This is a genomic window from Nocardioides hungaricus, from assembly GCF_054782915.1.
In genome coordinates, this window is sequence record NZ_BAAGRO010000066.1 from 32,128 (window position 1) to 58,861 (window position 26,734).

A 26,734-nucleotide genomic window follows, 5' to 3' on the forward strand; every position below is an offset into this window, starting at 1 on the left:
CGGAAACCTCTGGGGGCTCTGGTCACCGGCCGCCGAGAGATCGGGCTCCTCGGTGATCGCCGAGCCGGGACCCGACATGCTGGTCAACGTCATCAGGTGTCCTTCAGCGCTGAGCGCGGGTCAAGGAAGACCAGGACGATGTCGATCAGCAGGTTGCTGACCAAGACGATGAGGCCGTAGACGATGACGATGCCCTGCGCGAGCGGGAAGTCCTTGCTCCGTACCGCGTCCACGATCGTGATCCCGAGCCCGGGCCAGGAGAAGATGGTCTCGACCAGCACCGTGCCGGCGACCAGGGAGCCGAGCACGATTCCCCCGACGGTCAGCGACGAGGTCACCAGGTTCGGCAGGGCGTGACGAAGGTAGAGCCGTCGCCTGGACATCCGCTTGGCGCGCGCCGTGCGGATGTAGTCCTGCTCGAACACGGTCAGCGCCTCGACCCGCACGATCCTCGAGACACCCGCTGCGACGCCGATCGAAAGCGCCAGGACGGGTAGCACGTAGGAACTCGGTCCGACTCGGCCCGCTACCGGCAGTACCTGGCTCTGGACGGCGAAGAGGTACACCAGGGCGACTCCCATCAAGAACTCGGGGATGACGGCGAGCAGCCCGCTCATCGAGGTGTAGGTCACGTCGACGGCGGACCTGCGGCCACCGCGGGTGAGAGCGGCGATCACGATGCCGAGCGGGACCGAGACCACGAGCACCACCACGAGCGAGAGGAAGGCGAGCTCCAGGGTCGCGGGCAGTCGCTGCTCGATGATCGTGGTCACCGGCAGGCGCAGGGAGAACGAATCGCCCAGATCCCACGTCAGCAGCCCCTTCCAGAAGTCCAGGTACTGCACCCACAGCGGGTCGTTCAGGCCCAGACTCTCCCGTCGTGCCTCCACGACCGCCGTCGAGGCGTTCGTCCCCAGAGCGTTGCGGACCGGGTCGCCGGGGATCAGGCGCACCATCAAGAACACGACGGTCACCAGCGCGACCACCGAGTACACCAGTCGCAGCAGGCGCCGAGCGACGAACACTCCCAGGCGCCCCGCGCCGGACGGGTTCTTGAGCCTGCCGCCCGGACCCGTTGCGGTTCCGGGCGGCAGGGTGGCGGTCGGTGCGTTGGTCGGCCCGTTGGTCACTTCAGCACACGGATCGCGGAACCCGGCAGCAGCCCGCCGATCGGCGAGTAGAGGGCCGTGGCGCCGTTGAAGTACATCTTGTACGGAGTGATGGACACCGGGACGAGATCAGCATCGGCCATCAGTGCCTTCTCTGCTTCTGCCCACGTCTCGCAGGCCGCGTTACCACTCAGCGTGCTGGCGGCGGCCACGCTGCTGTCGTAGTCGGCGTTGTCGATGGAGGCGAAGTTCGTCGATCCCGGAGCGCCCGGGCCGGACAGGTACTGGGGGAAGATGGCCGGTGTGCCCGACTGGAGGTTCAGTCCCAGCGTTGCGGTCCAGCCTGACGGATCCTGCGTCGCGAAGGTCTGCGCGATGATGAAGTTCTCGTCACCGCCGTCGAGCTTCACCACGGCGCCGGCCGCCTCCCACTGCTTCGCGACGTACTCTGCGGCCGCGCTGCGGGTATCGGTGGTGTTGTCGTAGACCAGGGTGATCTTGATGGGCGTGCCGGCAGCCTGCAGCGCTTGCGCGGCAGCCTCGGGGTCGTAGGAAGGCAGGTTGCCCTCGACGGTGTCATAGGTGCACAGGCTCGGGTCATCGGAGAGCAGGGAGGTCGCTCGCTTGCCCTTGCCGCCGGTGAGGATCTCGGTCAGGGTGTCGAGATCGATCGCCTGGGTCAGCGCACGGCGCACGTCGACATCAGCCGTCGGTGCACCTGCGAAGTGGTTGTAGATGATCATGCCGGACATGGTCGGCGACGGCTGCGACTCCAGGCCGGTGAGGCGCTCCTCGTCGTTGCCACTCACGGTCGCCGCGTTGAGCTCCCCGGAGAGCAGCTGGTTCGCCGCAGTCGACGGGCTCGGCACGATCTTGATCGTCACCGTCTTCGGCATTCCGGGCGTGTCCGAGGTGCTCTCCTTCGGCCCCCACGTGTAGTCGTCGCGGCGGGTCAGGGTGATCGAGTCTCCGGCCACGACGCGATCGATGACGAACGGCCCGGTGCCGTTGCTTCCATCCGAGAGGCTCTTGGGGTCCTTCAGTCCGCCGTCGCACACCAACTGCTGTGCTCCGATGTCGTAGAGCATGAAGGGCCGCGGCTTGGTGGTGGTGACGGTGAGGACATTTCCCTTCGCGCTCGCCTTGGCATCGGCCGGCACCACGGATTCCAGGCGGGGTGACTCGTTGGCCGGATCGACGATCCAGTTCAGGTTGTCAGCCGCCGTCTGCGCGGTGAACGGGGTCCCGTCGGCACAGGTGATGCCATCACGAAGGGTGTAGGTGACCTTGGTCGGGCTCTCGGACCAACTCTCGGCGAGGAAGGGCGCCGGCTCACCGGTCTCGGGGTCGAAGAAGACGAGGGTGTCGTAGGAGTAGAGGCCGACGATCTGCGCGTTCACGATGTTGGTGACCAGCGGGTTGAGGTCGCCCGGGTCGGAGTCGATCGCGACGGTGAAGGTGCCGTCGGTCGCGAACTCCTTCTCGCCACCGCCGGGGTCCGAGCTACCGCACGCTGCGAGGGCCGGCATGGCAAGTGAGAGAGCCGCGAAAGCAACTACGCGTCGGTTCATGGCGGACCCGCCTTCATGTCAGAGAAACGAGGTGTGACTTGAACACCAAGAATCGGGGGGCCTGCACGCCCGACGCATCGGGCGTCTGCTCGATCCTGCATCCAGGCTCTTGGCCGATTGAACCAAGCCACTCGTGTTGCGGGCCTCTCCAGCGGGGTCCGTTGCTTCCGTCCGGGTGTCGAGGCTCCGCTATGGGCGTGGCTCACGCAGTCGTCGGGCGATGCCGAGGCGGAACTGCAGCAGCAGGCCGAACCGTTCGTCGGGGTCGGTGAGGTCCACTCCCCCGACTTGCTGGATACGTTCGAGCCGGTATCGGAAGCTGTTCTTGTGCACGTGAACGGCCCGAGCTGCGGCGGAGACGTCTCCGAAGTGCTCGAGCCAGCTCTGCAGGGTCGGCAGTAGGTGGGTGCCGTGGGTGGTGTCGTAGTCCATGAGTTCGGCGAGCGCACCGCCTATCTCGATGCGTTCGTCTGCCATCAGGTCGCTGAGGCGGAGCAGGAGGGACTCAATGGCCACCTCGGGCAAGGATGCGTGGCGCCTGTTCTCGCGTGGATTCGATCTGAGGACTCTCACGACGGCGTCAGCCTCGCGGCGTGAAGAGTCGAGGTCGCTGACGTCCTCCACGAGACCGCCGAGACCAGCACAGAACTCGGTGGTGGTGTCCAGCCGACCGATGAACTCGCCGACGAGGTCCCTCAGCGCCTGGGTGGCGTGAGCGTGCGCGGCTCGTACCGGGACAACGGCGTAGACCGTGCCACCGAGTTGGGCCGCGATGGCACGCGGGTAGGTCGGTTTCAGGTATGTTCGCAGTGTCGAGGCGATGCGCTGGGTGTCAGCCGCAGTGCTGAGATCCTCGTCTGGTTGAAGGGGGCCGAAGGCCACGACGCACGCCGGTGCCGACGCGAAGGCCAACTGCTGCGCGGCGTCCCGAGCTCCGGCCCCTCCCTCCAAGAGCATGGACAGCAGCGCCACACCCAGCCGTTGGGAGGCATCGGCGCTGACCCGAGCGCGCAACATCTCCAGCGCAACCACGCGTGCCGCCTCGATCATGGCTGCCTCCCGCTCGGGGGTGGGAGGCTCCTTGACGGCGGCCCAGATGGATCCGAGGACTTCACTGCCTGCTTGGACCCTCATCGCCAGCCGGGGAAGCGTGTCGGGGGCGGGGTTCTGCATGAACATCGGCCGCTCAGAGGCGTAGAGGCGGCGGAACACTCCTTGTTCCTTCTGGTATCCGCTGTAGAGCTCGGGGACCTGGAGACCCAGGATCGTCAGACGACGTGGTTCGTCGGTTCCAGCCTGGTCGGCCGAGAAGGCGACCACTCGCGAGGACAGGTCCTCAATGGTCACCGGGGCATCGAGGAGTGCCGACAGCGAGTTCGCCAGGGCGAACAGGTCTCGGTCCGCGTCGCCACCGACGGCCGGTTCGCCGTCCGCGCTGAGATGCAAGGCGCCGCTGAGCAGGGTCGCCACCTGGATCCACGACGCTCCCTGCACCAGGCCGAAGATCGAGACGTTGCCCTGATCCGCCGCGTCGGCCACCTCCTCATCGATGACCAGCGGCTCCCGAACCACCAGAGCCGTGGCTCCCGCTCGGCCCAACGCCTCGACCAACGCGACCAGGCTCTCGCCTGCTGCTGCGCCGACACCCAGCACCACGGCGTCGCGTGGGACATCGGGCTGGTCCAGCGGATCGTGGAGGACGACGGTCGCCACCCCGCGAGCCGGCTGATGTGGACCCGCCTTGATGGTGAGCAACGTCGAGCCGAGCCGCTCGACCAACCGCCCCAGGTCTGACGGACTACTCCCCTGGTCCATCGGGCGATCGTACACGTGGCTGAGCTTCTGTTCGTACGATCGACCCAGCCAGGACGGTACGCCCCTCCAGCACAATGGAGTACTGCGGGCCCCTGGGGCGGCGCCCCGGCAACGATCAAGGAGAAGCGCTCGGCGATGAAGGCATACATCTCTGTCGATATGGAGGGCATCGCCGGCATCGCGACCCTCGATCAGATCGTGCGCGGTGGTTTCGGCTACGCACGGGCCCAGGAGCTCATGACCGAGGAGGCCAACGCCGCGATCGCGGGCGCCTTCGACGGTGGCGCGACCAGCGTGCTGGTCAACGACTCCCACGGGACGATGGACAACCTGATCCCGGACCGTCTCGACCCACGAGCACGGCTGGTGTTCGGCAAGCCCAAGGCCCAGTGCATGGCTGAGGGCCTGACATCCGACTGCGCTGTCGCGCTCTTCGTGGGGTACCACGCGCCCGCTGGGGCGCCTGGACTCTTGGCGCACACCTTCTCCGCCTACTTCGGCGAGGTCCGGGTCAACGGTTCTGCGGTCTCCGAGGCCGAGGTGAATGCGCTGTACGCGGCATCGCTCGGCGTCCCCGTGGGCCTGGTCACCGGAGACGACGTCATCAGCGCGATCGCGACCGAGGTCTTCCCGGGAGCCTCGATCGTGTCGGTGAAGAAGGCCCATGGATTCTCGGCCACGGACTCTGTCGCGCCAAGCGTCGCGAGGGACCTCGTCCGGGAGGGCGCCGCCGATGCGGTCGGGCGGGCATCGTCGATGAGCTGTCCGCCGCCGCCCTCATCGTTCGAAGTCGAGGTCGACCTGCCGTCGCCGGTGGCCGCGGAGCTGGCCGCATGCATTCCCGGCTGTAGCCGAACGGCCGATCGGACGGTGTCGATGATCCTCACCGGCCCGACTGACCTCCTCGGATTCATCACGGTGCTGTACGAGCTCGCTGCGAATGCCGAGCGGGCCCGTGCGGTGATCGGCGAGCGCCGGTAGGAACCCTGGCGCCTTTCGCCACGCCACGGCTCTGCTTCAGCCGGCTTCACTCGCCTCCTCGGATGTCCGAGACGTCTCGTGGACGAGCTCGTCGACGAGGCTGGTGAGGAGCTGGGTGCGCGGGAGGGTCCACGCCAACTCGGCATGCTCGTTGCGAGCATGAGCGCCGCCACCGACGGCGCCCAGACCGTCGAGGGTGGGCACCCCGATGCCTGCAGTGAAGTTGCCGTCGGATGCGCCACCGACGCTGACCTCCTCCAGCGGCGGTTGACCGAGTTCACGCGCGATTCGCTGTGCTTGGGCGAACAACGCAGCCGCCGTCCGCCGTTCCATGGGCGGCCTGTTGATCCCGCCCCGGACGTGGATCTCTGCCGGGACCAGCACGGGCCGCACTTCCCGGATAGCCCGGTCGACGCGGTGCTGCTCCTCGGCTGTGCTAGCTCGGACGTCGACGGCGACCGTGGCCGTCGCTGGCACGGTGTTGGGCGTCGTGCCCGCGTTCATCACCGTCGGGGTGACGGTGGTGCCCGCGGCGGAGTCGGCGAGCCGAGCGATCGCCAGTACCGCCTCGGCGACGGCGACGGTGGCGTTCACCCCCTTCTCCGGATCGAGGCCACTGTGTGCGGCACGACCGCGAACGTCAACCTGGTAGAGCGACACACCCTTGCGCCCGGTCTTCAGCGCGCCGCCGGGGCCAGCCGCCTCCAGCACGAGCGCGGCCTCGCATCTACCGGCTTCCTGCTCGATCAATGCTCGTGAGGTCGCCGAGCCCAACTCCTCATCGCCTGTGACCAGGAGAGTCACTTGGTCGAGCAGGTGGTCGCCGCGGCGCTGCAGAAGCCACGCGAGGGCATGGATGGCCTGGACGACTCCGAGCTTCATGTCGAAACACCCCGGGCCGCGGACGACGCCGCCGGACTCGGCATAGGGCAACTCCTCCAACGTGCCGAGCGGCCAGACAGTGTCGTGGTGCCCCAGCAGCAACACCTTCGGGTCCGCCCCGCGAAGCAGCACATGGTCGACCCCGCCGAGACTGACGATCTCAGGTCGACGACCCAGCCGCTCTTCGACGATGTCGGCGACGACGCGCGCCGAGCGGCGGACCGCGTCCAGATCAGACGAGGGCGACTCACTACGAACGAGTCTGGCCAGATCCTCGAGCAGCGGCGGCAGTTGCCCCGGCTCCGCCGCGCCCTGGCAAGTGGTGTGGTCAGAAGTAGGTACGGACTGCATGAACGACCTCGTAGTCATCGGTGACGACTGGAAGAAGCCGCCATTTGTCGAATGTCGTGCAGGGGTGGGAGATGCCGAAGCAGACGAGATCTCCAACGCTGATCGGGTCGTCGGTGGGAACCGAGACAAAGGCGTGCTGGTCGTTGACCGCAGATACCTGGAGGCCGGTGGCAGCTCGCTGCTGGCCTGCGCTCCGAACGGCGATAGGAATCGGCAATCCCGCGTCAGTGGAGACATCGCGGCGCCCAGCACCGACGATCACCAGTCCTGCCTCGGGGCGGGAAAGCACTTCCGCCCATACCTCCAGTGCTGCCAGCGGCTCCGGGCTCTGGCCCACGAACGGCGACGTCTGGGCATAGATGCCGTGATCGTGAGTCAGGTAGCACCCGCTACGGAGAAGGACAGCGACCCGCGGATCACGCCACTGGTCCCTGAAGCGCGCGACCACCAGGTCGAAGAACGAGCTACCGCCAAACGACACCAGAGGGGTGGCCGCGGCGAACAGGTTCTTGTCGTGGAGGGTTTGGACGACCGTCCCGGCCCAGTCAAGGAAGTCGCGTGCCCGGCGCCTCTTCTCGTTCAGGTCCCTTCCGGGGACCAAGCCTTCGAATCCTCCGACGCCAACCAGATCCAGATGGTCGCTCCGGCGCACCGCCTCGGCAACCCGGATCGCGTCCTCTGTTGTGCGCACACCGGCACGCCCACCGACGTAGCTGACCTCGAGCAGTACCTGCAAAGGTGGCGTGCCTGGTTCTTCCCTGCGCCACGCGGCGGCCACGCGCTCCACGGCGTCAACGGAGTCCGCCAGCGCCAAGATCTCCATGTCCGGATTCACGCGGAGCTGTTCAGCGACGAAGGTGAGGTCGGCGCGGCCCACAAGGGGATTGGCGATCAGCAGGCGGCGGATGCCGGCATGGATGAAAACGCGGACCTGCTGCACATTGGCAACTGTCACTCCCCACGCCCCAGCATCCACCTGACGGGCCACCAGGTCGGGGCTCATCGACGTCTTCGCGTGCGGTGCGATGAGGACGTCGTGCGCCTCGCAGTAGGCGCTCATCAGGTGCAGATTGCGCTCCAAGGCGCGTTCCTTCAGCGCAGCCACCGGAAAGTGGAAGTCACCTTCAAGCAGGTTCCACCCCTGCTCTCCGACCTCAGCCAGCGAAACCTTGCCCTCGGGGAAGCCGCGGTCACGCCAGGTGACCAGGTCCTCACCGCGCGGGGCGTCGAGCGGCCTTCGGTATCCCGGCCGCCGATCAGGCCGCACCATCGCGGACGCCTGACGGGGAGGGTGCGGCGGATCGACTTCGCTGGCGCATGCCCAACTTCAACCTCCTGCGAACAGTCGCTAACACCGCTATCACCGTCGTCGCCTCCTCAGCGGTTGTGAACCATCGGTAGACGCCCGATCGCCGTTCCTCAAGGTTCCTAGAGTGCAGCCGCGGTGCATAGGTTTACGGGAACAAGACTCGGTCCGCAGCTTCGGTCGATGGGCCGATGCGCGTGACTGTTGACGTCGAATTCCCGCGCCCGACGTGCCGCCGGCGTGCTCCACGTGGTCCGGCTGCGCCGGTTTCGACCCGGTGTGGCCCAACAAAGCACCGACGCACAGATGTTGGATGCCGACGGCATCCCTGCGTCGGCGCCGGACGATCAACCGGCACCTAGCTGCTCCTGACCGTGACCGCGGATGAGCTTCGACGCGGCAGGCCATCCAGTCGCGTACGGCGAGCACTCCTATGCGTCGTCCGACCCGCGCCATCGACCTCATGGTAGAGAACGCCAAGCACCGGAACACCGCTCCGGGCGTTGCGACGGGGCCGGCCGGTGACCGGCCGCCATGACGGCGGACACCCAGTCGTCAGCACAACCGAGAGCAAACGGGTTCCCCGAACCTGATGACGCACGTCCCCTCTGAGCACCGAGAGTGTCCAGTCCGCATCAAGTCCGCCCAGTATTTGTGCGAACTTCCAAAGTGCAGCGCGGCAGGCGCTGCCACAACAGCGCAATTGCGCCGAGATGGCAGTCAGACAGCCCAGGCACTGCCCCAGACGACCAGCACGCATGGCCTCCGCCGGAGGGCAGCCCCGGGCCGTTAGGTTGAGGGCATGCGACGTCTCGGAGCGCTGCTCTTCGCCCTGTGCCTCGTGCTGGCGCTGGCCGGGCCGGCCGGCGCGGGCGACCCGCGGTGGGTCTTCTACACCAAGGACAAGCGGAGTTACACGTCCCCGTGGTTCCAGGGCGCGCACCGGATCATGATCCCGTTCGGCTGCACGACCGCGCCGTACTACTCCCCCGACCCACGCTGCGCGGACGACAACGGCTTCCACCACGGGATCGACGTCGCGATGCCGTGCGGGACGCCGCTCTACGCCCGCTTCCACGCACGGGTCGTCCGCAACGACTCGCTCGGTCCGGCGTACGGCGACAACCCGGTGCTGCTGCGGAACAGCAAGCAAGGCTGGGATCTGGTGATCGGCCACCCGCGGAAGGTCTACGTGCGGCCGGGCGACCGGGTGCGCAGGGGCATGCTGTTCGCCCGCGCCAACGATCGTGGCGCGCCGGACGGCTGCCAGCTCCACTTCGAGCAGCGCGCCGTCGGCGGCGGCCTGTCGACCGCCGTCAAGCCCCGTGACCTGCTGGCACTGGCGGTCAGGAGGAGACAGTGACCGAGATCCGCGGCGAGGACTGGTACGGCGAGGACCTCGGTGCCGTCGCCTACTCCGACGTCACGTTCGTCGACGTCGACCTCAGCGAGACCGTCACCCGCGGCGCGACGTTCGAGCGCTGCCGCTTCCACAACTGTCGCTTCAACGGCTCCACGCACGTTGCGTCGGCGTTCGTGTCGTGCGAGTTCCGGCGCTGCAACCTCTTCGACGTGATGCTCGACGGCTGCAAGCTCACCGGCTCCGAGTTCAGCGAGTGCACGCTGCGCCCGATGGCGGTGCGCGGCGGCGTGTGGCGCGGGGTGTCGATCCGGCTCGGCACGCTGACCGGCCTTGAGCTCGACGGCCTCGACCTCCGCGACGCCGACCTGTCGCTGTCCGACCTCGCCGGCACCTCGCTGCGCAACGCCGACCTCGCCGGCGCCACCCTCCGCGAGACCGACCTCCACGGCGTCGACCTGACCGGTGCCGACCTCAGCGGGGTCGACCTCAGCACGGCGCGACTCGAGGACACCCGGCTCGACCTGGCGGGCGCCGTACTCCTCGCGGAGCAGCACGGCGCGATCGTGGACCTACCGAGCCCGTAGCAGCCCGGCGCGCACGCGGATGCCGTCGAGGACGATCCCCAGACCGACGGTGAAGTCGGACTCCGTGCGGGGACCGTCCTCGATGGCGCCGGCGCCGCCGGCCTGGAGGTGGGTCTGCTCGTCGGTCACGTGGCCGAAGACGAAGTGCAGCAGCGTCCGCGCCGCGGTCGGCACCAGCGCCGGGTCGAGGTCGCCGTCCGCGAGCGCAGCGGCCAGGGCGTCGTACGGCGCCGTGGCGCCGAGCCCGAACGAGTACGCCGTCGCGACCAGCTCGGCGCCGTCGCGGTAGGCCAGCAGCGCGTCGCGCAGGTCGGTGCAGACCGCGGTCACCCGCTCGTCCCACGCCTCGGGGAGCTCGCGGTGCGGGCCGCGGGCGAGGATCTCGTCGGCCACGGCGGCCAGCAGCCTCTGCTTGTTGGCGAAGTGGTGGTAGAGCGCGCTGGGCTGGACGCCGAGCTCGGCGCCGAGCCGGCGCATGGTCAGGTCGGCGAGCCCCCAGGTGTCGAGCACGGTCAGCGCCCGCTCGACCACGTCGGTGCGGTGGTAGCGCACGTCACACTCCCCTTCTGCCTCCGTCCCCGTTGACCCGGGGCCGCCCGAACCCTAACCTGAACGCCGTTCACCTGACCACCGTTCGGGTGCCGACCGAAGGATGACGCATGGCCATGGCCGAGACCGCCGACCCCACCTCCACCGAGCGCGCGCCCCGCCGGCGCTCGACCACCACGGACCTCGCGCTGGTCGCGGCGTTCGCCGCGCTGATCTCCGCGTGCGCCTACATCGGCGGCGTCCCGGTGGGCGGCGGCCAGGTGGCGATCACCCTCCAGACCTTCGGCGTGATGCTGGCCGGCTGCGTGCTCGGCCCCTACCGCGGCTTCCTCGCGGTCTCGCTCTACCTGGTGCTCGGCGCCGCCGGGCTGCCCGTCTTCTCCGAGCACTCCTCGGGCCTGGGCGCCTTCACCAAAGCGAGCGCCGGCTACCTGTGGTCCTTCCCGGTCGCCGCGTTGGTGGCCGGCCTCCTGGTCCGCTACGTCGCCGGCTCGCGTCGCACCGGCGCACTCGCGGTGTTCCTGTGCGCGGTGCCCGGCATGGTGCTCAACCACCTCGCCGGCGTCTTCGGCATGAAGGTGTTCTTCGACATCTCGTGGCAGACGGCCTTCACCTACGACGCGCCGTTCTGGCTCGGCGACGTGGTCAAGATCCTGATCGTGGCACTGGTGGCCGCCGAGGTGCACAAGGCGTTTCCCCAGCTCCTGAAGGGCTGAGTGTGCCGATCGCCTTCGAGGCCGCCGGGGTCGCCGTCGCGACGCCGGCCGGCCCGCGGGTGGTGCTCGAGCCGACCACCCTCGAGCTGACCGAGCGCCGGGTCGGCGTCGTCGGCGCCAACGGGTCCGGCAAGTCCACGCTGGCCCGGCTCGTCAACGGCCTGGTGACGCCGACCACCGGGCGAGTCGTCGTCGACGGGCAGGACGTCGCGCGTCAGGGCCCGGCGGTACGCCGCCGGGTGGGATTCGCGTTCACCGACCCGGCCGCCCAGCTGGTGATGCCGACCTGCGTCGAGGACGTCGAGCTGTCGCTGCGGCGGCACGAGAGGGACGCCCGCCGGCGGCGCGAGCTGGCGCTCGGCGTACTCGACCGCTATGGGCTGGGCGCGCACGCCGACGTCAGCGTGCACGCGCTCTCCGGCGGCCAGAAGCAACTGCTCGCGCTCGCCAGCGTCCTCGCCGTCGAGCCGTCGATCCTGGTGGCCGACGAGCCGACCACGCTGCTCGACCTCGCGAACACCCGCCAGGTCGCCGAGCTGCTCTTCGGGCTCGACCAGCAGCTGGTGCTGGTCACCCACGACCTCGACCTCGCGCGACGCTGCGACCGGGTGATCGTCGTGGCCGACGCGCGGGTGGCCTACGACGGAGACCCGGACGCGGCTGTCGACCACTACGTCGCGAGCGTGCTGTCGTGAGCAACCCGTTCCTCGTCGGGAGCTACCGGCCCGGGACGACCGTGCTGCACCGGCTGCCGGTCGGCGCGAAGCTGGCCGGCCTGGCGGCTCTCAGCGTCGTGATCGTGGCGGTCCGCGACCCGTGGTGGGCGGCCGGCTCGCTCGTCGTCGCGCTCGGGATCGCGCTGGTCGCGCGGGTGCCGCTCGGCACCCTTGCCCGGTCGACCCGGGCGGTGCTGCTCATCGCGCTCGTCGCCGCCGCGCTGCAGTGGTGGGTCGGCGGACCGGCCAAGGCGATCGAGACGCTGCTCGACCTGGTCAGCCTCGCCCTGCTCGCGCTCGCGGTCTCGATCACGACCCCGGTCAACGACATCCTCGACGCGCTGGTCCGCTGGATCACCCCGCTGCGCCGGGTCGGCGTGAACCCGGACCGCGTCGCCCTCGCCTTCGCCCTCGCGATCCAGGCCCTGCCTGGCACCGTCGCGCTCGCGCTGGAGACCCGCGACGCCGCCCGCGCCCGCGGCGTCCGGCACCCGCGGGCTCTCCTCACGCCGTTCGTGATCCGGGTCGTCGCCCGCGCCCACGAGACCGGCGACGCGCTGCACGCGCGCGGGATCGGCGACGACTGATCCGGGGTGCCCGGCTGCGCCGGGATCGTCGAGACACCAGAAACGGCCCCGAAATCGGCCGCTGAAGGGCAGATTCGGGTGTCTCGACGGATCAGGCAGTGCGGTCGCTCATCCCGAGTACGACACCTCGGTCCGCCACGCGCCCTCGTCCTGGTGGGCGGCGTCCCAGATGGCGTCGGCGACGCGGTCGGGTGTGAAGGGGCCCTCCTTGCCGAGCGTGCCGCGGACGGTCACCGACACCGCCCGGATGCCATCAGACTTCAAGGTGGCGTCGATGCTGTGCACCAGGTTGCGGAGACCGGCCTTCTGGACGCCGAGGGAGGGCGCCCGGTTCCACGGCTTGTCCGCGGCCATGCTGCCGGTGGCGGTGACCCGGCCACCGGCGGACAGGTACGGCCGCGCCGCCTGCACGACGGTCAGCAGCGCGCCGACGCCGAGTGCCACGTCCTCGAGCAGCTCGGGCACGGTCAGCTCGAGCGGGTCCTTCTCGCGGAAGGCACTCGGGTTGAAGTGCAGCACGTCGATCCGGCCGGCGTGGTCGCCGAACCGGCGGATCGCCGCGGTCGTCGCCTCGGCGTCGGTCAGGTCGGCGACGGCGTGGCTCGCGGTCACACCGAGTGCGGCGATCTCGTCGGCCAGCCCCGCGAGCTGGTCCCCGTCGAGGCCGAGCAGCGCGGCGTCGTACCCCTCCCGCGCGAAGCGGCGCGCGACCGAGCCGCTCACGCCGGGGCCGGCACCGACGACGAGGATCACGGGGCGACTCATGGCACCACCGTAGTCACCAACCCGGTGGCCGACGATCGGCCCAGGGCGCGGCCGACTCCACCTGCGCGGCGAGCGCGAGCAGCAGCGCCTCCTCGGCCGGCCGGGCCGCGAGCATCACCCCGACCGGCAGGCCGTCGCCGGTCCAGTGCAGCGGCACCGAGACGGCCGGCATGCCGGTGACGTTCCACGCCGACGTCCAGGGCGTGAATGCCTTCTGCGCCTCGAAGTCCCGCTCCGGGTGCGCGTCGTCGCGCATCGCCCCGACCTTCACCGGCGGGGTCGCGAGCGTCGGGGTCAGCACGGCGTCGTACGGCGCCAGCGCGGTCAGCGCGCCGGCAGCGAACCGCCGCATCGCGCCGATCGCGAGACCGAACTCCGGGCCGCTCACCGCCCGGCCGCGCTCCGACAGCCAGCGGGTCAGGGGGCGGAGCAGCCGCTCCTTCTCGGGAGGTACGACGGACAGCGCGGTCAGCACCGCCCAGCAGGTCTCGAACACCGGCACGGCCTCCGGAGGCAGCGGCGGCGCCACGTCGACGACCTCGTGGCCGAGCGACTCCAGCAGGCGGGAGGCGTCCTCCCAGGCCGTCTCGCACGCGGGGTCGACGGCAGTGTCGGTGATGAGTGGTGTGATGAAGCGAGCGACCCGGAGCCGCCCCGGGTCGCGGTCGCAGGAGGACAAGAACGTCTCGGAAGGAGGTGGCGCCCAGGCAGGATCCCCCACCCGACGACCGGCGAGTGCGTCCAGCATCGCCGCCGCGTCGCGCACGGTCCGGGCGATCGGCCCGGCCGTCGCCAAACCCGCCGGGTCGCCGTACATGGGGTGACCACTGATCCGCCCGCGCGTGGGCTTGAGGCCGACCAGCCCGCAGCACGAGGCCGGGATCCGGATCGAGCCGCCGCCGTCCGAGCCCTGGGCGACCGGTACCAGGCCGGCGGCGACCGCGGCGGCCGCGCCGCCGGACGAGCCACCCGCCGTGCGGGTGCGGTCCCACGGCGTGACCGCGGGCGGGGCGACGTCCGGCTCGGTGTAGCAGGGCGAGCCGAACTCCGGGGTGTTCGTCTTCCCCAGGCTCACCAGCCCGGCCTCCTCCAGCGCGAGCGTGACGCCGTCGGACACGTCCGGCACGAAGTCGGCGAATGCCGCGGATCCGAACGTGGTGCGCACGCCGGCAGTCAGGTTGAGGTCCTTGATCGCGGTCGGCACGCCCCACAGCGGCGACTCGCCGGGGCCCGACAGCGCCAGCTCCGAGGTGAGCTCCGTGGCACGGTCCCGGGCTCGGTCGGGCGTGAGTGTGATGAACGCGCCGACCGTGTCGAGACGGCCGGCGCGCTCGAGGTAGTGGCCGGCGAGTTCGAGGGGCGAGACCTCGCCCCGGCGCACCAGGGCGCCCTGCTCCAGGGCGGTCAAGTCATGGAGTTCGGCCACGACCCGACCGTAGCCGGGGCGGCCGGACGGCGTCAGGCGGCCGCGCTCTCCGCGTCGAACTCGACGAGGGTGCGCAGCGCGTTGGAGAGGCGGTCGAGCACCTCGGGGTCGGTCAGCACGTCGACCTCGGCGGCCGACTGCGACACGGTGACGTCCTCGACGACGACGGCGCCGGCGACCCTGGCCGAGCGGGCGGCGTCCTCGTGCGCCCACTTGCCGCCGTACGGCGTCGGGGTCGCGCCGATCACGCCGAACGGCTTGCCGACCATCGCGCCGGCGCCGTACGGACGGGAGAGCCAGTCGATGGCGTTGTTGAGGACCGCCGGCATGGTGCCGTTGTACTCCGGCGTCACGGCGAGCACCCGGTCGGCGGCGCCCACGCGCTCGCGCAACGCCTGGGCGGACGCCGGGATCGCGCCCGGGTTGTCGATGTCCTCGTTGTAGAACGGCACGTCGGCGAGGCCGTCGACGATGGCGACGCGGACGCCCTCGGGGGCGCGGGCGGCCAGCAGCTCGGCGAGCCTGCGGTTGACGGAGTCCGAGCGCAGGCTGCCGACCAGGACGGCGATGGTGGTGTCAGTCATGATCAACCAAACGGACCATGGTCCGTTTTCTATTCCCGGGTGCGCCGAGGTGCCGATCACTAGGGTGGGCGCGACATGTCCGAGCCCCGCCTGCTCCCCATCCTCGGCGCTCCCCTACCCGAGCGGCGCGACGCCGCTCGCAACCGGGAGCTGCTGCTCGACGCGGCCAAGGAGCTGGTCGAGCGGTGCGGTGCGCAGGTGATCACGATGGACGCCGTCGCGGCGGCGGCCGGGGTCGGCAAGGGCACCGTGTTCCGGCGGTTCGAGTCCCGCGAGGGGCTGATGGCGGCGGTGCTCGACCACTCCGAGACCGAATGGCAGGCCCAGGTGATGTCCGGAGAACCTCCGCTCGGCCCCGGCGCGGACCCGTGGGAGCGGCTGCTGGCCTTCGGGCGGTCCCGGCTGGAGGCCACGCTCCTGCACGCGGAGCTGATCCGGGAGGCGGGCCGGGCCGGGAGCCGGTCGTACGCGGCGTACTCCTTCGCCGCGATGCACCTGCGCTACCTGCTCGGCGAGCTCGGCGTGACCGGCGATCTGCAGCTGCTGGCGGTCGCACTGCTCGCCCCGCTGGAGGGGCCGGTCCTCGACCAGCAGGTGACCATCGACGGCTTCCCGGTGGACCGGGTCTACGACGGCTGGGTCGACCTGGCGCGCCGGATCACCGGCCGGAGCGCCTGAGTCAGACCTCGTGCCGGCGCAGCCCGAAGGTGACGCCGTCGACGAGCGCGCCCCAGGACGCCTCGATCACGTTGGCGCCGACCCCGACGGTGACCCACGACGACTCGCCGTCGCTGGTCTCGATGAGCACGCGCGTGATCGCGTCGGTGCCGTGGCCCTGGTCGACGATGCGCACCTTGTAGTCGATCAGCTCGAGCTTCGCGACCTCCGGGTACGCCTGCTCGATCGCCTCGCGCAGCGCGTGGTCGAGCGCGTTGACCGGGCCGTTGCCCTCGCCGGTGACGACGTAGCGGACCCCCCCGGCGCGCAGCTTCACGGTCGCCTCGGAGACCGCGTCGGCCGACGGCATCGTCTCGGTGATCACGCGCCAGGACTCGACGTCGAAGTACGACGGGCGCTGCCCCTCGACCTCCTCGACCAGCAGCAGCTCGAAGGAGGCGTCGGCCGCCTCGAAGGTGAATCCCCTGCTCTCCAGCGCCTTGACCCGGTCGGTGATCCGGGTGACCAGCTCCCGGTCGCCGGAGAGGTCGAAGCCGAGCTCGCGGCCCTTGAGCTCGATCGACGCGCGACCGGCCATGTCGGAGACCAGCAGCCGCATGTCGTTGCCGACGCCGGCGGGGTCCATGTGCTGGTAGAGGTCCGGGTCGACCTTGATCGCGCTGGCGTGCAGGCCGGCCTTGTGGGTGAACGCCGAGGCGCCGACGTAGGGCTGCCGCGACGCGGGCGGGAAGTTGGTGACCTCGGCGACCGCGTGCGCGATCCGGGTCGCCTCGCCGAGCAGCCCCTGCGGCAGCACCTCGCGACCGAGCTTGAGCTCGAGGTTGGCGACGACCGAGACCAGGTCGGCGTTCCCGGTGCGCTCGCCGTAGCCGTTGATGGTGCCCTGCACATGGGTCGCGCCGGCGTCGACGGCTGCGAGGGTGTTCGCGACCGCGCATCCGGTGTCGTTGTGGCAGTGGATGCCGACCCGCACCTGCGCGCTCTCCCGCACGTCGTGCACGACGTCGGCGACCCACCCCGGCAGCATGCCGCCGTTGGTGTCGCAGAGCGCGATCACCTCGGCCCCGGCGCCGTACGCCGTGCGCAGCACCTCGAGCGCGTAGTCCCGGTTCGCGCGGTAGCCGTCGAAGAAGTGCTCGGCGTCGAGGAACACCGTCTGCCCCTCCTCGCGCAGGTGCGTCACGGTGTCGCGGATCATCTCGAGGTTCTCCTCGAGCGTGGTGCGCAGCGCGAGCTCGACATGGCGGTCGTGCGACTTCGCGACCAACGTGACCACGCCGGCGCCGCTGTCGCGCAGCGCCGCGACCAGCGGGTCGTCGGCGGCCCGCACGCCCGCGCGCCGGGTGGCGCCGAACGCCGCGAGTCTCGCGTGCCGGAGGTCGAGCTCGCCGGCCGCGCGCCGGAAGAACTCGGTGTCCTTGGGGTTCGCGCCCGGCCAGCCGCCCTCGATGTAGCCGACGCCGAGGCCGTCGAGCTGGCGGGCGATCGCCAGCTTGTCGGCGACGGAGAGGCTCAGCCCCTCCTGCTGCGCGCCGTCGCGCAGGGTGGTGTCGTAGACGTGGAACGCGCCGTGGAGGTCCATCGGTTCTCTCTCGCTGACTGGCTCGGGCAACAAAAAAGCCTCTCGGAGTACGAGAGGCAGCGCGTCGGGCGGGTGCTCGACGCGCTAGGAAATGATGATCACCTGATGATGCACAGCTCCATCGTGCCACGGCGACCGCATCCTGGGCGAGCGATCTCGCGATCTGGATCGCTCCGCTCGTCTACGATCGGCGAGGTGCGCCTGCCCGCGATCGCCCTGCTCTGCGTGGGGATCCTGGGGCTCACACCGCCCGCGGGAGCCGAGACCGCCGACCCGCTCACCGGCACCGGCGGTTCGCGGCCGTGGTTCAGCGGCAACACCACGCCGGCCGCCACCGTGCCGTTCGGGATGGTCCAACTGGGGCCTGACACGACCGGCGACGCCGCGTCGGGGTACGACGCCGCCTCCGCCGAGGTGCGCGGCTTCTCCCCCACCCACCTCTCCGGCGCGGGCTGCCGCGCGTTCGGCGACGCACCCGTCCTGCCGGTCGCCGGCGCGGTACCGGAGAACCCGGGCACCGCCACCGCCGTCCTCGAGAAGGAGACCGAGCGCGCCGTGCCCGGCAGCTACACGGCCACCGTCGGCGGGGTCGGCGTCGATCTCACGGCCGCCGCCCGGGTCGGGCTGATGCGGTTCGCCTACCCGGCGGGCGAGCGCGCGTTCGTGCTCGTGAAGGCCGCCGGCGGCCTGGCCGACACCAGCGCCGCGCGGGTGTCGTTCCCGAGCGACCGCGAGGTCGCCGTACGCGTGCGCGGCGGCGGGTTCTGCGGCCAGTCCAACGAGTACGTCGTGAGCGTGCTCTACCGCTTCGACCACCCGTTCCGCTCCCGCGGGACGTGGGACGGCGGCGCGTGGGTCGACTTCGGCCGGGAGCGGGTGGTGCGCGCCCAGGTCGCGGTGTCGTACGTCGACGCCCGCGGCGCGCGCCGCAACCTGGAGCTCACGGACCCGGGCTGGTCGGTCGACCGGCTCGCCCGAGACGCGGCCCGAGCCTGGGACACCGAGCTCGACCGGGTCACGGTCAGCGGCGGCGACCCCGCCGAGCGCGCCCTGCTGCGCACCGCGCTCTACCACGCGCTCCTCCACCCCACCCCGGTCAGCGACGCCGACGGTCGCTACCCCGGCTTCGACGGGCGGGTGCGCCGGCTCCCCCGCGGCGAGGTCCAGCTGAGCTCGATCTCGGGCTGGGACGTCTACCGCACCCAGATCCCGCTGCTGGCCTGGCTCCGTCCCGACGTCGCCTCGCAGGTCGTGCGGTCGCTGCTGCGCGACGCCCGGCAGAGCGGCGCGTTCCCGCGCTGGCCCGTGGTCGCCCAGGACAGCGGTGTCATGGACGGCGACCCGGCCGGCCCGATCGCGGCGGCGGCGTGGTCGTTCGGCGCCCGCGACTTCCCGCTCGACGAGGTGGTCGACCGGCTGGTCCGGCAGCCGCGCGAGGGCGGCGCCGACTACCGGCGCCTGGGCTGGGTCCCGGGGAACGGCTCCGCCACGCTGGAGTACGCCGCCGCCGACTTCGCGATCTCCCGGCTGGCCCGGGCAGCCGGCCGGACCGCCCTCGCCGAGCGCGTCGAGCGGCGCAGCGCCGGCTGGCGCACCCTGCTCGACGGCGACCTCCTCCGCTCCCGCGACGCGGCCGGCGCGGTCGTCGCCGGCGGCTTTGAGGAGGGGAGCGCGCTCCAGTACACCCTCGGCGGCGTGCCCCAGGACATGGCCGGCCTGCTCGGGTCGCTCGGCACGGCCGAGGAGGTCACCGCCCGGCTGGACGACTTCTTCACCGAGCTCAACGCCGGGACCGCGCCGTACGCGTGGCTCGGCAACCAGCCGTCGTTCCTCACGCCGTGGACCTACCAGTGGCTGGGCGAGCCGGCCCGCACCCAGGACGTCGTCGACCGAGCCCGCGCCGAGCTGTGGTCGGCCGGCCCCGACGGCCTGCCCGGCAACGACGACCTCGGGTCGCTGTCCTCTTGGTACGTCTGGACGTCGCTCGGCCTCTACCCGCTGACGCCCGGCACGCCGAACCTCGCGGTCGGCACCCCGGTGTTCGACACGATCACCGTCCGTCCGCGGGGCGGGCCGGCGACCCGCATCGTCCGCTCCGGACCGAGGCGGTACGTCGCCGCGCTCCGTGTCGACGGCGCCGACCGCGCCAGGTCCTGGCTGGCGGGCCGGCCGCGCCGGATCGAGGTCGTGACCACCGCCGACGCCGACCCGGCGTGGGGCACCGCGCCGCAGCACCGGCCCCCGTCCTACGGCAGCTGAACGTCCGGCCGGCCGCCCGCGGGCGTCCAGGTCGCACCGGAGAGGTCGGCGCGGAAGCCGAGCGCGCCGGCGACGGCGAGCACGAGCAGGAGCGCGACCACCCACCGAGCGCGGTCCGCGGCCAGCGGGTCGACCACCCGCGACACCGGTCCGCGCACCCGCGAGCCGCCCGGTCCCGACCACAGCGCGATTGCCAGCGCGACGCCGCACACGAACAGCGCGAGCTCGAGCCCGGTCGCGATCGCGTAGCAGACCAGCGCGGCCGCGACCGCCAGCCCGAGGCTCCACAGCCACAGCAGCAGCGTGCTCGGGATCGACTGCACCAGGTGCCACGGCGCGGCGAGGAGCACCTGCGCGCTGTCGTACCACCTGCGGCCGCGCTGCTCCCGGCGCTGGTCGCGCGCCGACCCCGCCAGCGACCCGCTGCGCAGCAGCCAGACCACGATCAGCATCAGCCCGGACGTGAGCCAGGGGAACGCCGCGCTGCCGGCGCCGCAAGCCAGCGCGACCCCGACGAGCAGCGTGGCGCGGCGAAGCCTCACGGCGAACGGCGGCCTCGGCGCCGGCGCCGGCGCCGGCTCGTACGACGTGAGCGCCAGCGTGTGCGGCTCCGCGGCCTGGTGGCCGGGCCAGACGTCGGTCTCGTCGTCGGCGGCGGCCTGGGCGGCCAGCGCCAGCGGGACCGTGTAGGGATCGTGCGGCGGAGCAGCCGGTGGGGCGGCCGGCCGCTCACCGCGGCGGGTCGTCATCGGGCGCAGCCAGGCGAGGATCCGGTCGAGCGTGGGCCGGTTGCGCGGCTCCGGGTCGAGCGCGGCGGCGACCACCTCGCGCAGGTCGTGCGGCAGCCCGTCGAGGTCGGACTGGCCGCGGCGGACCCGGTCCATGATCGCCATCGACGGGCCACGGCCGAACGGCCCGTGACCGGTGCCGGCATAGGCGACGGTCGCGGCCCAGGAGTGCACGTCGGAGGCGGCGGTCGCGTCGTCGCCGTACAGGATCTCCGGTGCCAGGTAGCCCGGCGTGCCCAGCAGCCAGCCGGTGTGGGTGAGCCGCGGGTCGTCGGCGACCCGGGCCAGGCCGAAGTCGATGAGGATCGGCGTGCGACCCTCCATCAGCACGTTCGAGGGCTTCACGTCGCGGTGCAGCACGCCGACGGAGTGCACGGACGCGACGCCCTCGGCGAGGCAGGCGGCCAGCCAGTAGAGGTCGTCGCCCTCGACCGCGCCCTCCTCGATCACGAGATGGTGCAGCGAGAGGCCGGGGACGTACCGGGTGGCGACGTAGGGGATCTCGGCCCACGGGTCGGCGTCGACGATCTCGGCGACCCACTGGCTGCGGATCCGGCGCAGCGACCCGACCTCGCGCTCGAGCCGGCGGCGGGCCTCGTCGTCGCCGACGATGTGCGGGCGCAGCACCTTGAGTGCCACCCGCGGGCCGGCGTCGCCGCGGCGCGCGAGGTGGACGACGCCCATCCCGCCCTCCCCGAGCCGGCTGAGCAGCGTGTACCCCCCGACCGTCGTCACGGGGCGAGGCTACCCGGCGCGGGTCCGTTCCCCGGGCACCGACGGGCCGGGACGGCGGGTCGTGGAATAAGGTAAGCCTAACCTCTAGCAACGCATCCGACGACACCGTCCGGAGGACCCGGAAGATGACCACGACCGCCCCCGCGCCGGTCGCCGCTCCCCCGCAGCCGCGCGGCGCCCGCCGCGGCTCGGTCCGCGGCATCGTGGTGCTCACCGGACTGCTGGTGCTGGCCGCGCTGCTCAGCCTCGTCATCGGCAGCCGGATGATCCCCGTCGGCACCGTCGTCGGCGTGCTGTTCGACCCCGACGGCTCCGACGCCTCGACGATCGTGCACGGCCTGCGCATCCCCCGCACCGTGCTGGCGATCGTGGTCGGGATCGCGCTCGGCATCGCCGGCGCCCTGATGCAGGGCCACACCCGCAACCCGCTCGCCGACCCGGGCCTGCTCGGCGTCGAGGCCGGCGCGACGTTCGCCGTCGTGCTCGGCATCTACGCCTTCGGCGTCACCGAGCTCACCGGCTACGCCTGGTTCTCGCTCGTCGGGGCCGGCATCGCGGCCGCGGCGGTGTTCGCGATCGGCTCGACCCGCGGCGGACCCGACCCGGTCTCGCTGATCCTCGCCGGCATGGCGGTCAGCGCCATCCTCTTCTCGCTCACCCAGGTCCTCGTGCTGCGCGACACCGACACCCTGGACGCCTACCGCTTCTGGGCGGTCGGCTCGGTCAGCGGCCGCGGCATGGACGTCTTCTGGCAGGTGCTGCCGTTCATCGTGGTCGGGCTGGCCCTCGCCGCCCTCAGCGCCTCGACGCTCAACCTGCTCCAGCTCGGCGACGACGTCGCCTCCTCCCTCGGCCTGCACCCGATGCGGGCCAAGGTGATCGGCGTCCTCGGCGTGATGATGCTGACCGGTGCCGCCACCGCCGCGTGCGGCCCGATCGCGTTCGTCGGCCTGGTCGTCCCGCACGTCGCGCGGTTCCTCTCCGGCGTCGACTACCGGTGGGTGATCCCCTACTCCGGGCTCCTCGGCGCGCTGCTGGTCCTCGTCGCCGACGTGATCGGCCGGGTCGTCGTCCGGCCCGCCGAGCTCCAGGTCGGCCTCGTGATGGCGCTGGTCGGCGGCCCGGTCTTCATCCTCCTCGTGCGTCGCTTCCGGATGGTGCGGATATGAGCGCCCTGACGAACACCCTGGCCACTCCCCTCCGCGTCGGGGCGGCCTCCTGGCTGGTGCCGGTGCGTGCCGGCCTGGTCGCAGCCGCCGGCCTGCTTGTCCTGGCGGCGCTGTTCGCGCTCGACCTCGCGCTCGGCGACTTCGACATCCCGCTCTCGGCGGTGGTCGGCACGCTGTTCGGCGGCGGCGACCCCGGCCAGCGGTTCATCGTGATGGAGCTGCGTCTCCCGCAGACGACCGTCGCGCTGCTCGCCGGCGCCGCGCTCGGCCTGTCCGGGGCGCTCACCCAGACCTTCGCCCGCAACCCGCTGGCCAGCCCCGACACCCTCGGCATCAACCAGGGCGCGGCGTTCGGCGCGGTCGCGGTGATCGTGCTCACCGGCGCCTCCGGGTACGGCGGCGGCCTGGTCTCCGGCACGCTGCAGCAGGTCGGCGTACCCATCGCCGCCTTCGCCGGGTCGCTGCTCGCCGCGACGCTGCTCTACCTGCTCTCCTGGCGGCGCGGCATCGACGGCCAGCGCCTGGTCCTCATCGGCGTCGGCCTCACCGCGATCATGGTGGCCCTGACGAACTGGCTGCTGGTCAAGGCCCGCATCCAGGACGCGGCGTCCGCCCAGGTCTGGCTCAACGGCTCGCTCAACGCCCGCGGCTGGGAGCAGGGCCGGCCCCTGCTGGCCACGCTGGTCGTGCTGACGCCGATCGCGCTGCTGCTGGCCCGCAGCCTCAACGCCATGCAACTCGGCGACGACTCCGCCCGCGGCCTCGGCGTCCGGCTCCAGGTCACCCAGCTCCTCACGCTGGTCGCCGCGTGCGGCCTCGCGGCGATCGCGGTCGCGGCGGTCGGCCCGCTCGGCTTCGTGGCCTTCGTGGTCCCCCAGATCGCGCTGCTCCTCACCGGCGGCTCCCGGCCGCCGATGCTCGCGTCCATGGTGTACGGCGCCGTCCTGGTCGTCGGCGCCGACCTCGTCACCCGCGTGGTGCTCCCCTTCGCCCTCCCGGCCGGCCTGGTGACCTCGGCGATCGGTGCGCCGTACCTCATCTGGCTGCTGCTCCGCACGAACCGAAAGGTCTCCGCATGAATGAGTCGGGCATGACTCAGAGCCGCCTGCGCGCCGAGTCCGTCACCGTCGGGTACGGCGAGGAGCCGGTCGTCCGCGACCTCTCGCTGGCCGTACCGGACGGCAAGGTCACCACGATCATCGGCCCCAACGGCTGCGGCAAGTCGACCCTGCTGCGCACGATGGCCCGCCTGCTCAAGCCGACCAGCGGCTCGGTCGTCCTCGACGGCGAGACCGTGCACGACCTGCCCACCAAGGAGGTCGCCAGGCGGATGGCGCTGCTGCCGCAGAGCCCGATCGCGCCCGAGGGGCTCGCGGTCCGCGACCTGGTCGGCCGTGGCCGGCACCCGCACCAGCGCTGGTTCAGCCAGTGGTCGCCGGACGACGAGCGGGTCGTCGAGGCGGCGCTGGAGATGACCGACACCGCCGACCTGCGCGACCGCGCGCTCGAGCAGCTCTCCGGCGGCCAGCGCCAGCGCGCCTGGATCGCGATGACCCTCGCCCAGGACACCGACCTGCTGCTGCTCGACGAGCCGACGACGTACCTCGACCTCGCCCACCAGGTCGAGGTCCTCGACCTGGTGACCCGCCTCAACCGCGAGCGCGAGCGCACCGTCGTCATGGTGCTGCACGACCTCAACCTGGCCGCCCGCTACAGCGACCTCATCGTCGTGATGAGGGACGGCGTCATCGTCGCCCAGGGCGCGCCGCACGAGGTGTTCACACCTGAGCTGCTGCGCGAGACCTTCGGCCTGAGCGCCGACGTGCTCACCGATCCGCGCACGGGACTCCCGATCGTGGTCCCGGTCTGCTCCGTCCCCGTCCCCGACTCCCGAGAGCTCTCGCACGCACCGACTGCGTAGGCGGACGACCCGGGAAGGACGACACACGTGGGCCCGGCACCCCCCTAGGGTGCCGGGCCCATGTGCTTCCGCGGCTGTTGTGGCGACAGCCCCGTCAGCGTGGGGGCTACTCGGCCGACTTCGGCGGCACGGTGGCCGGGTCGCCGTCGGCGGCGGCCGCGAGCTGCGGCACGTAGCGGTCGAGCACGTAGGGGATGCTCAGCGGCGTGACGAACGAGTGGGCGACGTAGTAGCTGCCGGCGTCCGCGCTGATGTCGAACCAGCGGCCCTGGTCATAGGCGGTGGTGCCCTCGAAGATCTGCTGGACCTGCTTGTCGGCGGCGATGTCGATCCAGACGGCGACGCCGATGTCGCCGAGGTCCGAGGTGCGCTCGGCGCTCAGCGAGATGCCGAACTCGCTGTCGTCGGCGGTGGTGATCACCGGGTGCAGGTCGAAGCCGAGGTCGACGAGCATCCGTGAGCGCGGGTCCTCGGGGCCGTAGATGAACAGGCCCTGGTACGGCGTGATGACCGCGGCGGTCTGGCCCTTGAAGCCGGGGTTCGCGGCCGCCTCGTCGGCGATCCGCTTCGTGACGCCGTCGATGACCTCTTGCGTCCTCTTCGGCTGGCCGACGGCGGTGCCCACGGTCAGCGCCATCTCCTCCCACGGCGTGCCGTAGTCGGCGTAGTCGCCGGACTGGGCGACGACCGGGACGCCCATCGCGGAGAGCTTCTTGTACTCGGCCTCGGTCATGCCGGTGTACTGCCCGATGATCAGGTCGGGCGCGAGCGAGGCGACCTTCTCGATGTCGATCCCGTTGGTGTCCTTGAGGACGGTCGGCAACTCGGCGTCGCCGAGGTACTCCTGCGCCCAGGGGTAGACGCCCTGGAGCTTCTCGTCGCCGAACCAGTAGGTCACCCCGACCGGCACGATGCCCAGCGCGAGCAGCGTGTCCTGCTCGAGGTAGCCCACGCAGACCACCCGCTTCGGCGCCGACTCGACCGTGGTCTCGCCGTACTTGTGCTTGATGGTGACGGGGAAGGCGGCCTCCTCGGTCGGACCGCCCGAGCCGGTCGTGGGGCTGCCGGACGTGCCGCCGTCGTCACCGCAGGCGGCGAGGACGGGGGCGACCGCCAGCACGGACAGGCCGGCCAGGAAGCGGCGGCGGGTCGGGTTCATCGTTCTCCTTGATGGTGGGTGGGGTTCCCAAGAGGGATCAGGACGGGAGGGCGCGCGGAGCCTTGCCCGCGGTGGCCTGCTCGAGCATCGGCGTGAGCCGGTCGAGCGCGTACTGCAGGCTGAGCGGGGTCAGGAAGTAGAGGGCGCCGGCCAGGGTCGCGTCGGTGTAGACCGCGCGGTTCTCGGCGACCGCGGGCAGCGTGCCGATGGTGCCGAACTTCTGGAGGCTGTCGAACATCTTCTGGTCCTCGGTGGCGAAGACGATGACGTCGGCCTCGAGCAGGTTCGTGTTCTCGGCCGAGATCTGCGCCTGCGAGCCGATGTCGGGTGCGAAGTCGTCGAGGCCCTCGGTCATGGTGAAGCCGAGGTCGGTGAGGAAGCTGGTGGCCAGGCCGTCGGGGTAGACGTAGAGCATGCCGTCGTACGGCCCGCCCTGGGAGAACGTCGCCGTGCGGCCCTTCCACTCGGGATGCGCCTTGCGCACCTCGGCGTACCTGCCCTGGACCCTGTCGATCAGCGCCTGGCCGTCGGCCTCGCGGCCCAGCGCCCGGGCGACCTGGAGAACCTGGTCCGGCCAGGGCGAGAAGTAGGGCGTGGAGCCCTCGACGTTGGTCACCGTGGGCGCGATCGCGGACAGCAGGTCGTAGTCCTTCTGGGTCATGCCGGAGTTGGTGCCGACGATCAGGTCCGGCTCGAGGGCGGCGATCTTCTCGAACTCGATGCCGTTCGCCGTGCTCAGCACCTCCGGCTGCGCGTCGCCGAGCAGGTCCTGGGCCCAGGGCCAGGTGGCGTAGGGCTGCTCGCCGTACCACTCGGTGACGGCGATCGGGGTGACCCCCAGCTCGAGCAGGATGTCCTGCTCGGTGAGCCCGACGACCACCACCCGCTCGGGGGCCTGCTCGACCACGGTCTTCCCGAGGCGGTGCTCCACGGTGACCGGGAACGCGTCCGCGGCGGCCGAGGCGGTGCTGTCCGGAGCCGACCCGGGCTCGCCCTCGGAGCCGCAGGCGGTCAGCAGCAGCGGCAGCGCAAGCACGGCCGCGGCGACGACACGGAGACGCATGGAGAGACCCATCCTTCGTTAGGTGAGCCTAACCTTATCCTGTCCGTCCTCGCGCGCGCGACAGCGGGTCCGGAT

At 71.4% G+C, this 26,734-nt stretch carries 24 protein-coding genes; 11 read left to right on the forward strand and 13 right to left on the reverse strand.

The genetic code is table 11. The features are described from left to right. Window positions 1–92: 92 nt before the first annotated feature. The 3 genes from ACYVKX_RS22365 to ACYVKX_RS22375 all read right to left on the reverse strand — a co-directional run bounded on the left by ACYVKX_RS22365 (window position 93) and on the right by ACYVKX_RS22375 (window position 4,393). Window positions 93–1,130, reverse strand: coding sequence for an ABC transporter permease (locus ACYVKX_RS22365; RefSeq protein ID WP_460835906.1), 1,038 nt, complete (start codon window positions 1,128–1,130; stop codon window positions 93–95). Continuing rightward, window positions 1,127–2,509, reverse strand: coding sequence for an ABC transporter substrate-binding protein (locus ACYVKX_RS22370; protein WP_460835908.1), 1,383 nt, complete (start codon window positions 2,507–2,509; stop codon window positions 1,127–1,129). The genes ACYVKX_RS22365 and ACYVKX_RS22370 overlap by 4 nt, the downstream gene beginning before the upstream one ends. Before the next feature lie 360 nt (window positions 2,510–2,869). Further along, window positions 2,870–4,393: a PucR family transcriptional regulator gene (locus ACYVKX_RS22375; protein WP_460835909.1), complete on the reverse strand. Its 1,524-nt coding sequence runs from the start codon at window positions 4,391–4,393 to the stop codon at window positions 2,870–2,872. A 117-nt stretch (window positions 4,394–4,510) separates the two neighbouring features. Here ACYVKX_RS22375 and ACYVKX_RS22380 point away from each other — a divergent pair, with 117 nt between their 5' ends. Continuing rightward, complete coding sequence (locus ACYVKX_RS22380) at window positions 4,511–5,476, forward strand: M55 family metallopeptidase (RefSeq protein ID WP_460835910.1); 966 nt, start codon at window positions 4,511–4,513, stop codon at window positions 5,474–5,476. A 36-nt stretch (window positions 5,477–5,512) separates the two neighbouring features. On the opposite strand, the gene ACYVKX_RS22385 is transcribed toward ACYVKX_RS22380, so the two are convergent. Further along, entirely contained in the window at window positions 5,513–6,709 is a 1,197-nt protein-coding gene (locus ACYVKX_RS22385; protein ID WP_460835912.1) for a M20 family metallopeptidase, read from the reverse strand. After that, entirely contained in the window at window positions 6,687–7,979 is a 1,293-nt protein-coding gene (locus tag ACYVKX_RS22390; RefSeq protein WP_460835913.1) for an alanine racemase, read from the reverse strand. Before ACYVKX_RS22390 ends, ACYVKX_RS22385 begins: the two co-directional genes overlap by 23 nt. An 838-nt stretch (window positions 7,980–8,817) precedes the next feature. On the opposite strand from ACYVKX_RS22390, the gene ACYVKX_RS22395 reads away from it, so the two are divergent. Both ACYVKX_RS22395 and ACYVKX_RS22400 read left to right on the forward strand, forming a co-directional pair. Then, the gene (locus ACYVKX_RS22395; RefSeq protein WP_460835914.1) at window positions 8,818–9,378 is read left to right on the forward strand and encodes a M23 family metallopeptidase; all 561 of its coding nucleotides are present in this window, start codon (window positions 8,818–8,820) and stop codon (window positions 9,376–9,378) included. Next, window positions 9,375–9,962, forward strand: coding sequence for a pentapeptide repeat-containing protein (locus ACYVKX_RS22400; protein WP_460835915.1), 588 nt, complete (start codon window positions 9,375–9,377; stop codon window positions 9,960–9,962). The genes ACYVKX_RS22395 and ACYVKX_RS22400 overlap by 4 nt, the downstream gene beginning before the upstream one ends. On the opposite strand, the gene ACYVKX_RS22405 is transcribed toward ACYVKX_RS22400, so the two are convergent. Continuing rightward, complete coding sequence (locus ACYVKX_RS22405) at window positions 9,948–10,514, reverse strand: TetR/AcrR family transcriptional regulator C-terminal domain-containing protein (protein ID WP_460835917.1); 567 nt, start codon at window positions 10,512–10,514, stop codon at window positions 9,948–9,950. The two genes, ACYVKX_RS22400 and ACYVKX_RS22405, sit on opposite strands and share 15 nt — an antisense overlap. Before the next feature lie 107 nt (window positions 10,515–10,621). Here ACYVKX_RS22405 and ACYVKX_RS22410 point away from each other — a divergent pair, with 107 nt between their 5' ends. From ACYVKX_RS22410 to ACYVKX_RS22420, 3 genes are read left to right on the forward strand one after another with little or no spacing between them, the layout of a single operon-like run. Beyond that, window positions 10,622–11,227 carry a biotin transporter BioY gene (locus tag ACYVKX_RS22410; RefSeq protein ID WP_460835918.1) on the forward strand — a complete coding sequence of 202 codons (606 nt, stop codon included), beginning with the start codon at window positions 10,622–10,624 and terminating at the stop codon, window positions 11,225–11,227. Between the two features lie 2 nt (window positions 11,228–11,229). After that, window positions 11,230–11,922 carry an energy-coupling factor ABC transporter ATP-binding protein gene (locus ACYVKX_RS22415; protein ID WP_460835919.1) on the forward strand — a complete coding sequence of 231 codons (693 nt, stop codon included), beginning with the start codon at window positions 11,230–11,232 and terminating at the stop codon, window positions 11,920–11,922. Beyond that, a complete protein-coding gene (locus ACYVKX_RS22420) occupies window positions 11,919–12,530 on the forward strand; it encodes an energy-coupling factor transporter transmembrane component T family protein (RefSeq protein WP_460835920.1) in 612 nt (203 codons plus the stop codon). Before ACYVKX_RS22415 ends, ACYVKX_RS22420 begins: the two co-directional genes overlap by 4 nt. A 108-nt stretch (window positions 12,531–12,638) precedes the next feature. On the opposite strand, the gene ACYVKX_RS22425 is transcribed toward ACYVKX_RS22420, so the two are convergent. From ACYVKX_RS22425 to ACYVKX_RS22435, 3 genes are read right to left on the reverse strand one after another with little or no spacing between them, the layout of a single operon-like run. Further along, window positions 12,639–13,295, reverse strand: a complete 657-nt coding sequence (locus ACYVKX_RS22425) for an SDR family oxidoreductase (RefSeq protein WP_460835921.1) — start codon at window positions 13,293–13,295, stop codon at window positions 12,639–12,641. Between the two features lie 13 nt (window positions 13,296–13,308). Further along, entirely contained in the window at window positions 13,309–14,721 is a 1,413-nt protein-coding gene (locus ACYVKX_RS22430) for an amidase (protein ID WP_460835922.1), read from the reverse strand. Window positions 14,722–14,753: 32 nt separating this feature from the next. Beyond that, on the reverse strand, window positions 14,754–15,305 hold the full coding sequence (locus ACYVKX_RS22435) for an NAD(P)H-dependent oxidoreductase (RefSeq protein ID WP_460835923.1): 552 nt from the start codon (window positions 15,303–15,305) through the stop codon (window positions 14,754–14,756). A gap of 75 nt (window positions 15,306–15,380) precedes the next feature. Between ACYVKX_RS22435 and ACYVKX_RS22440 the strand changes: the two genes are divergently transcribed. Next, entirely contained in the window at window positions 15,381–15,983 is a 603-nt protein-coding gene (locus ACYVKX_RS22440; protein WP_460835924.1) for a TetR/AcrR family transcriptional regulator, read from the forward strand. 1 nt (window position 15,984) lies between these two features. Here ACYVKX_RS22440 and cimA read toward each other — a convergent pair whose 3' ends face one another. After that, a complete protein-coding gene (cimA, locus tag ACYVKX_RS22445) occupies window positions 15,985–17,565 on the reverse strand; it encodes a citramalate synthase (protein ID WP_460835925.1) in 1,581 nt (526 codons plus the stop codon). A gap of 195 nt (window positions 17,566–17,760) precedes the next feature. Here cimA and ACYVKX_RS22450 point away from each other — a divergent pair, with 195 nt between their 5' ends. After that, window positions 17,761–19,824 carry a GH92 family glycosyl hydrolase gene (locus ACYVKX_RS22450; protein ID WP_460835926.1) on the forward strand — a complete coding sequence of 688 codons (2,064 nt, stop codon included), beginning with the start codon at window positions 17,761–17,763 and terminating at the stop codon, window positions 19,822–19,824. Here ACYVKX_RS22450 and ACYVKX_RS22455 read toward each other — a convergent pair. Then, window positions 19,812–21,347, reverse strand: a complete 1,536-nt coding sequence (locus ACYVKX_RS22455; RefSeq protein ID WP_460835927.1) for a serine/threonine-protein kinase — start codon at window positions 21,345–21,347, stop codon at window positions 19,812–19,814. The two genes, ACYVKX_RS22450 and ACYVKX_RS22455, sit on opposite strands and share 13 nt — an antisense overlap. A gap of 125 nt (window positions 21,348–21,472) precedes the next feature. Here ACYVKX_RS22455 and ACYVKX_RS22460 point away from each other — a divergent pair, with 125 nt between their 5' ends. From ACYVKX_RS22460 to ACYVKX_RS22470, 3 genes are read left to right on the forward strand one after another with little or no spacing between them, the layout of a single operon-like run. Next, window positions 21,473–22,516 (forward strand): FecCD family ABC transporter permease, encoded by a 1,044-nt coding sequence (locus ACYVKX_RS22460; protein WP_460835928.1) that lies wholly within the window; start codon window positions 21,473–21,475, stop codon window positions 22,514–22,516. Continuing rightward, the gene (locus ACYVKX_RS22465) at window positions 22,513–23,595 is read left to right on the forward strand and encodes a FecCD family ABC transporter permease (protein WP_460835929.1); all 1,083 of its coding nucleotides are present in this window, start codon (window positions 22,513–22,515) and stop codon (window positions 23,593–23,595) included. The genes ACYVKX_RS22460 and ACYVKX_RS22465 overlap by 4 nt, the downstream gene beginning before the upstream one ends. 11 nt (window positions 23,596–23,606) lie before the next feature. Continuing rightward, window positions 23,607–24,437 (forward strand): ABC transporter ATP-binding protein, encoded by an 831-nt coding sequence (locus ACYVKX_RS22470; RefSeq protein WP_460835930.1) that lies wholly within the window; start codon window positions 23,607–23,609, stop codon window positions 24,435–24,437. Window positions 24,438–24,543: 106 nt separating this feature from the next. On the opposite strand, the gene ACYVKX_RS22475 is transcribed toward ACYVKX_RS22470, so the two are convergent. Together ACYVKX_RS22475 and ACYVKX_RS22480 are read right to left on the reverse strand one after the other, a co-directional pair. Continuing rightward, window positions 24,544–25,596 carry an ABC transporter substrate-binding protein gene (locus ACYVKX_RS22475; protein WP_460835931.1) on the reverse strand — a complete coding sequence of 351 codons (1,053 nt, stop codon included), beginning with the start codon at window positions 25,594–25,596 and terminating at the stop codon, window positions 24,544–24,546. A 37-nt stretch (window positions 25,597–25,633) separates the two neighbouring features. Beyond that, window positions 25,634–26,659 (reverse strand): iron-siderophore ABC transporter substrate-binding protein, encoded by a 1,026-nt coding sequence (locus ACYVKX_RS22480; RefSeq protein ID WP_460835932.1) that lies wholly within the window; start codon window positions 26,657–26,659, stop codon window positions 25,634–25,636. Window positions 26,660–26,734 lie beyond the last annotated feature (75 nt).

Coding starts and splice junctions, on each gene's coding strand:
- ACYVKX_RS22385 (WP_460835912.1), bottom strand. CDS start 6,709: ATGCAGTCCGTACCTACTTCTGACCACACCACTTGCCAGGGCGCGGCG.
- ACYVKX_RS22390 (WP_460835913.1), bottom strand. CDS start 7,979: ATGGTGCGGCCTGATCGGCGGCCGGGATACCGAAGGCCGCTCGACGCC.
- ACYVKX_RS22395 (WP_460835914.1), top strand. CDS start 8,818: ATGCGACGTCTCGGAGCGCTGCTCTTCGCCCTGTGCCTCGTGCTGGCG.
- ACYVKX_RS22410 (WP_460835918.1), top strand. CDS start 10,622: ATGGCCATGGCCGAGACCGCCGACCCCACCTCCACCGAGCGCGCGCCC.
- ACYVKX_RS22425 (WP_460835921.1), bottom strand. CDS start 13,295: ATGAGTCGCCCCGTGATCCTCGTCGTCGGTGCCGGCCCCGGCGTGAGC.
- ACYVKX_RS22435 (WP_460835923.1), bottom strand. CDS start 15,305: ATGACTGACACCACCATCGCCGTCCTGGTCGGCAGCCTGCGCTCGGAC.
- ACYVKX_RS22440 (WP_460835924.1), top strand. CDS start 15,381: ATGTCCGAGCCCCGCCTGCTCCCCATCCTCGGCGCTCCCCTACCCGAG.
- cimA (WP_460835925.1), bottom strand. CDS start 17,565: ATGGACCTCCACGGCGCGTTCCACGTCTACGACACCACCCTGCGCGAC.
- ACYVKX_RS22460 (WP_460835928.1), top strand. CDS start 21,473: ATGACCACGACCGCCCCCGCGCCGGTCGCCGCTCCCCCGCAGCCGCGC.
- ACYVKX_RS22465 (WP_460835929.1), top strand. CDS start 22,513: ATGAGCGCCCTGACGAACACCCTGGCCACTCCCCTCCGCGTCGGGGCG.
- ACYVKX_RS22470 (WP_460835930.1), top strand. CDS start 23,607: ATGACTCAGAGCCGCCTGCGCGCCGAGTCCGTCACCGTCGGGTACGGC.
- ACYVKX_RS22475 (WP_460835931.1), bottom strand. CDS start 25,596: ATGAACCCGACCCGCCGCCGCTTCCTGGCCGGCCTGTCCGTGCTGGCG.
- ACYVKX_RS22480 (WP_460835932.1), bottom strand. CDS start 26,659: ATGCGTCTCCGTGTCGTCGCCGCGGCCGTGCTTGCGCTGCCGCTGCTG.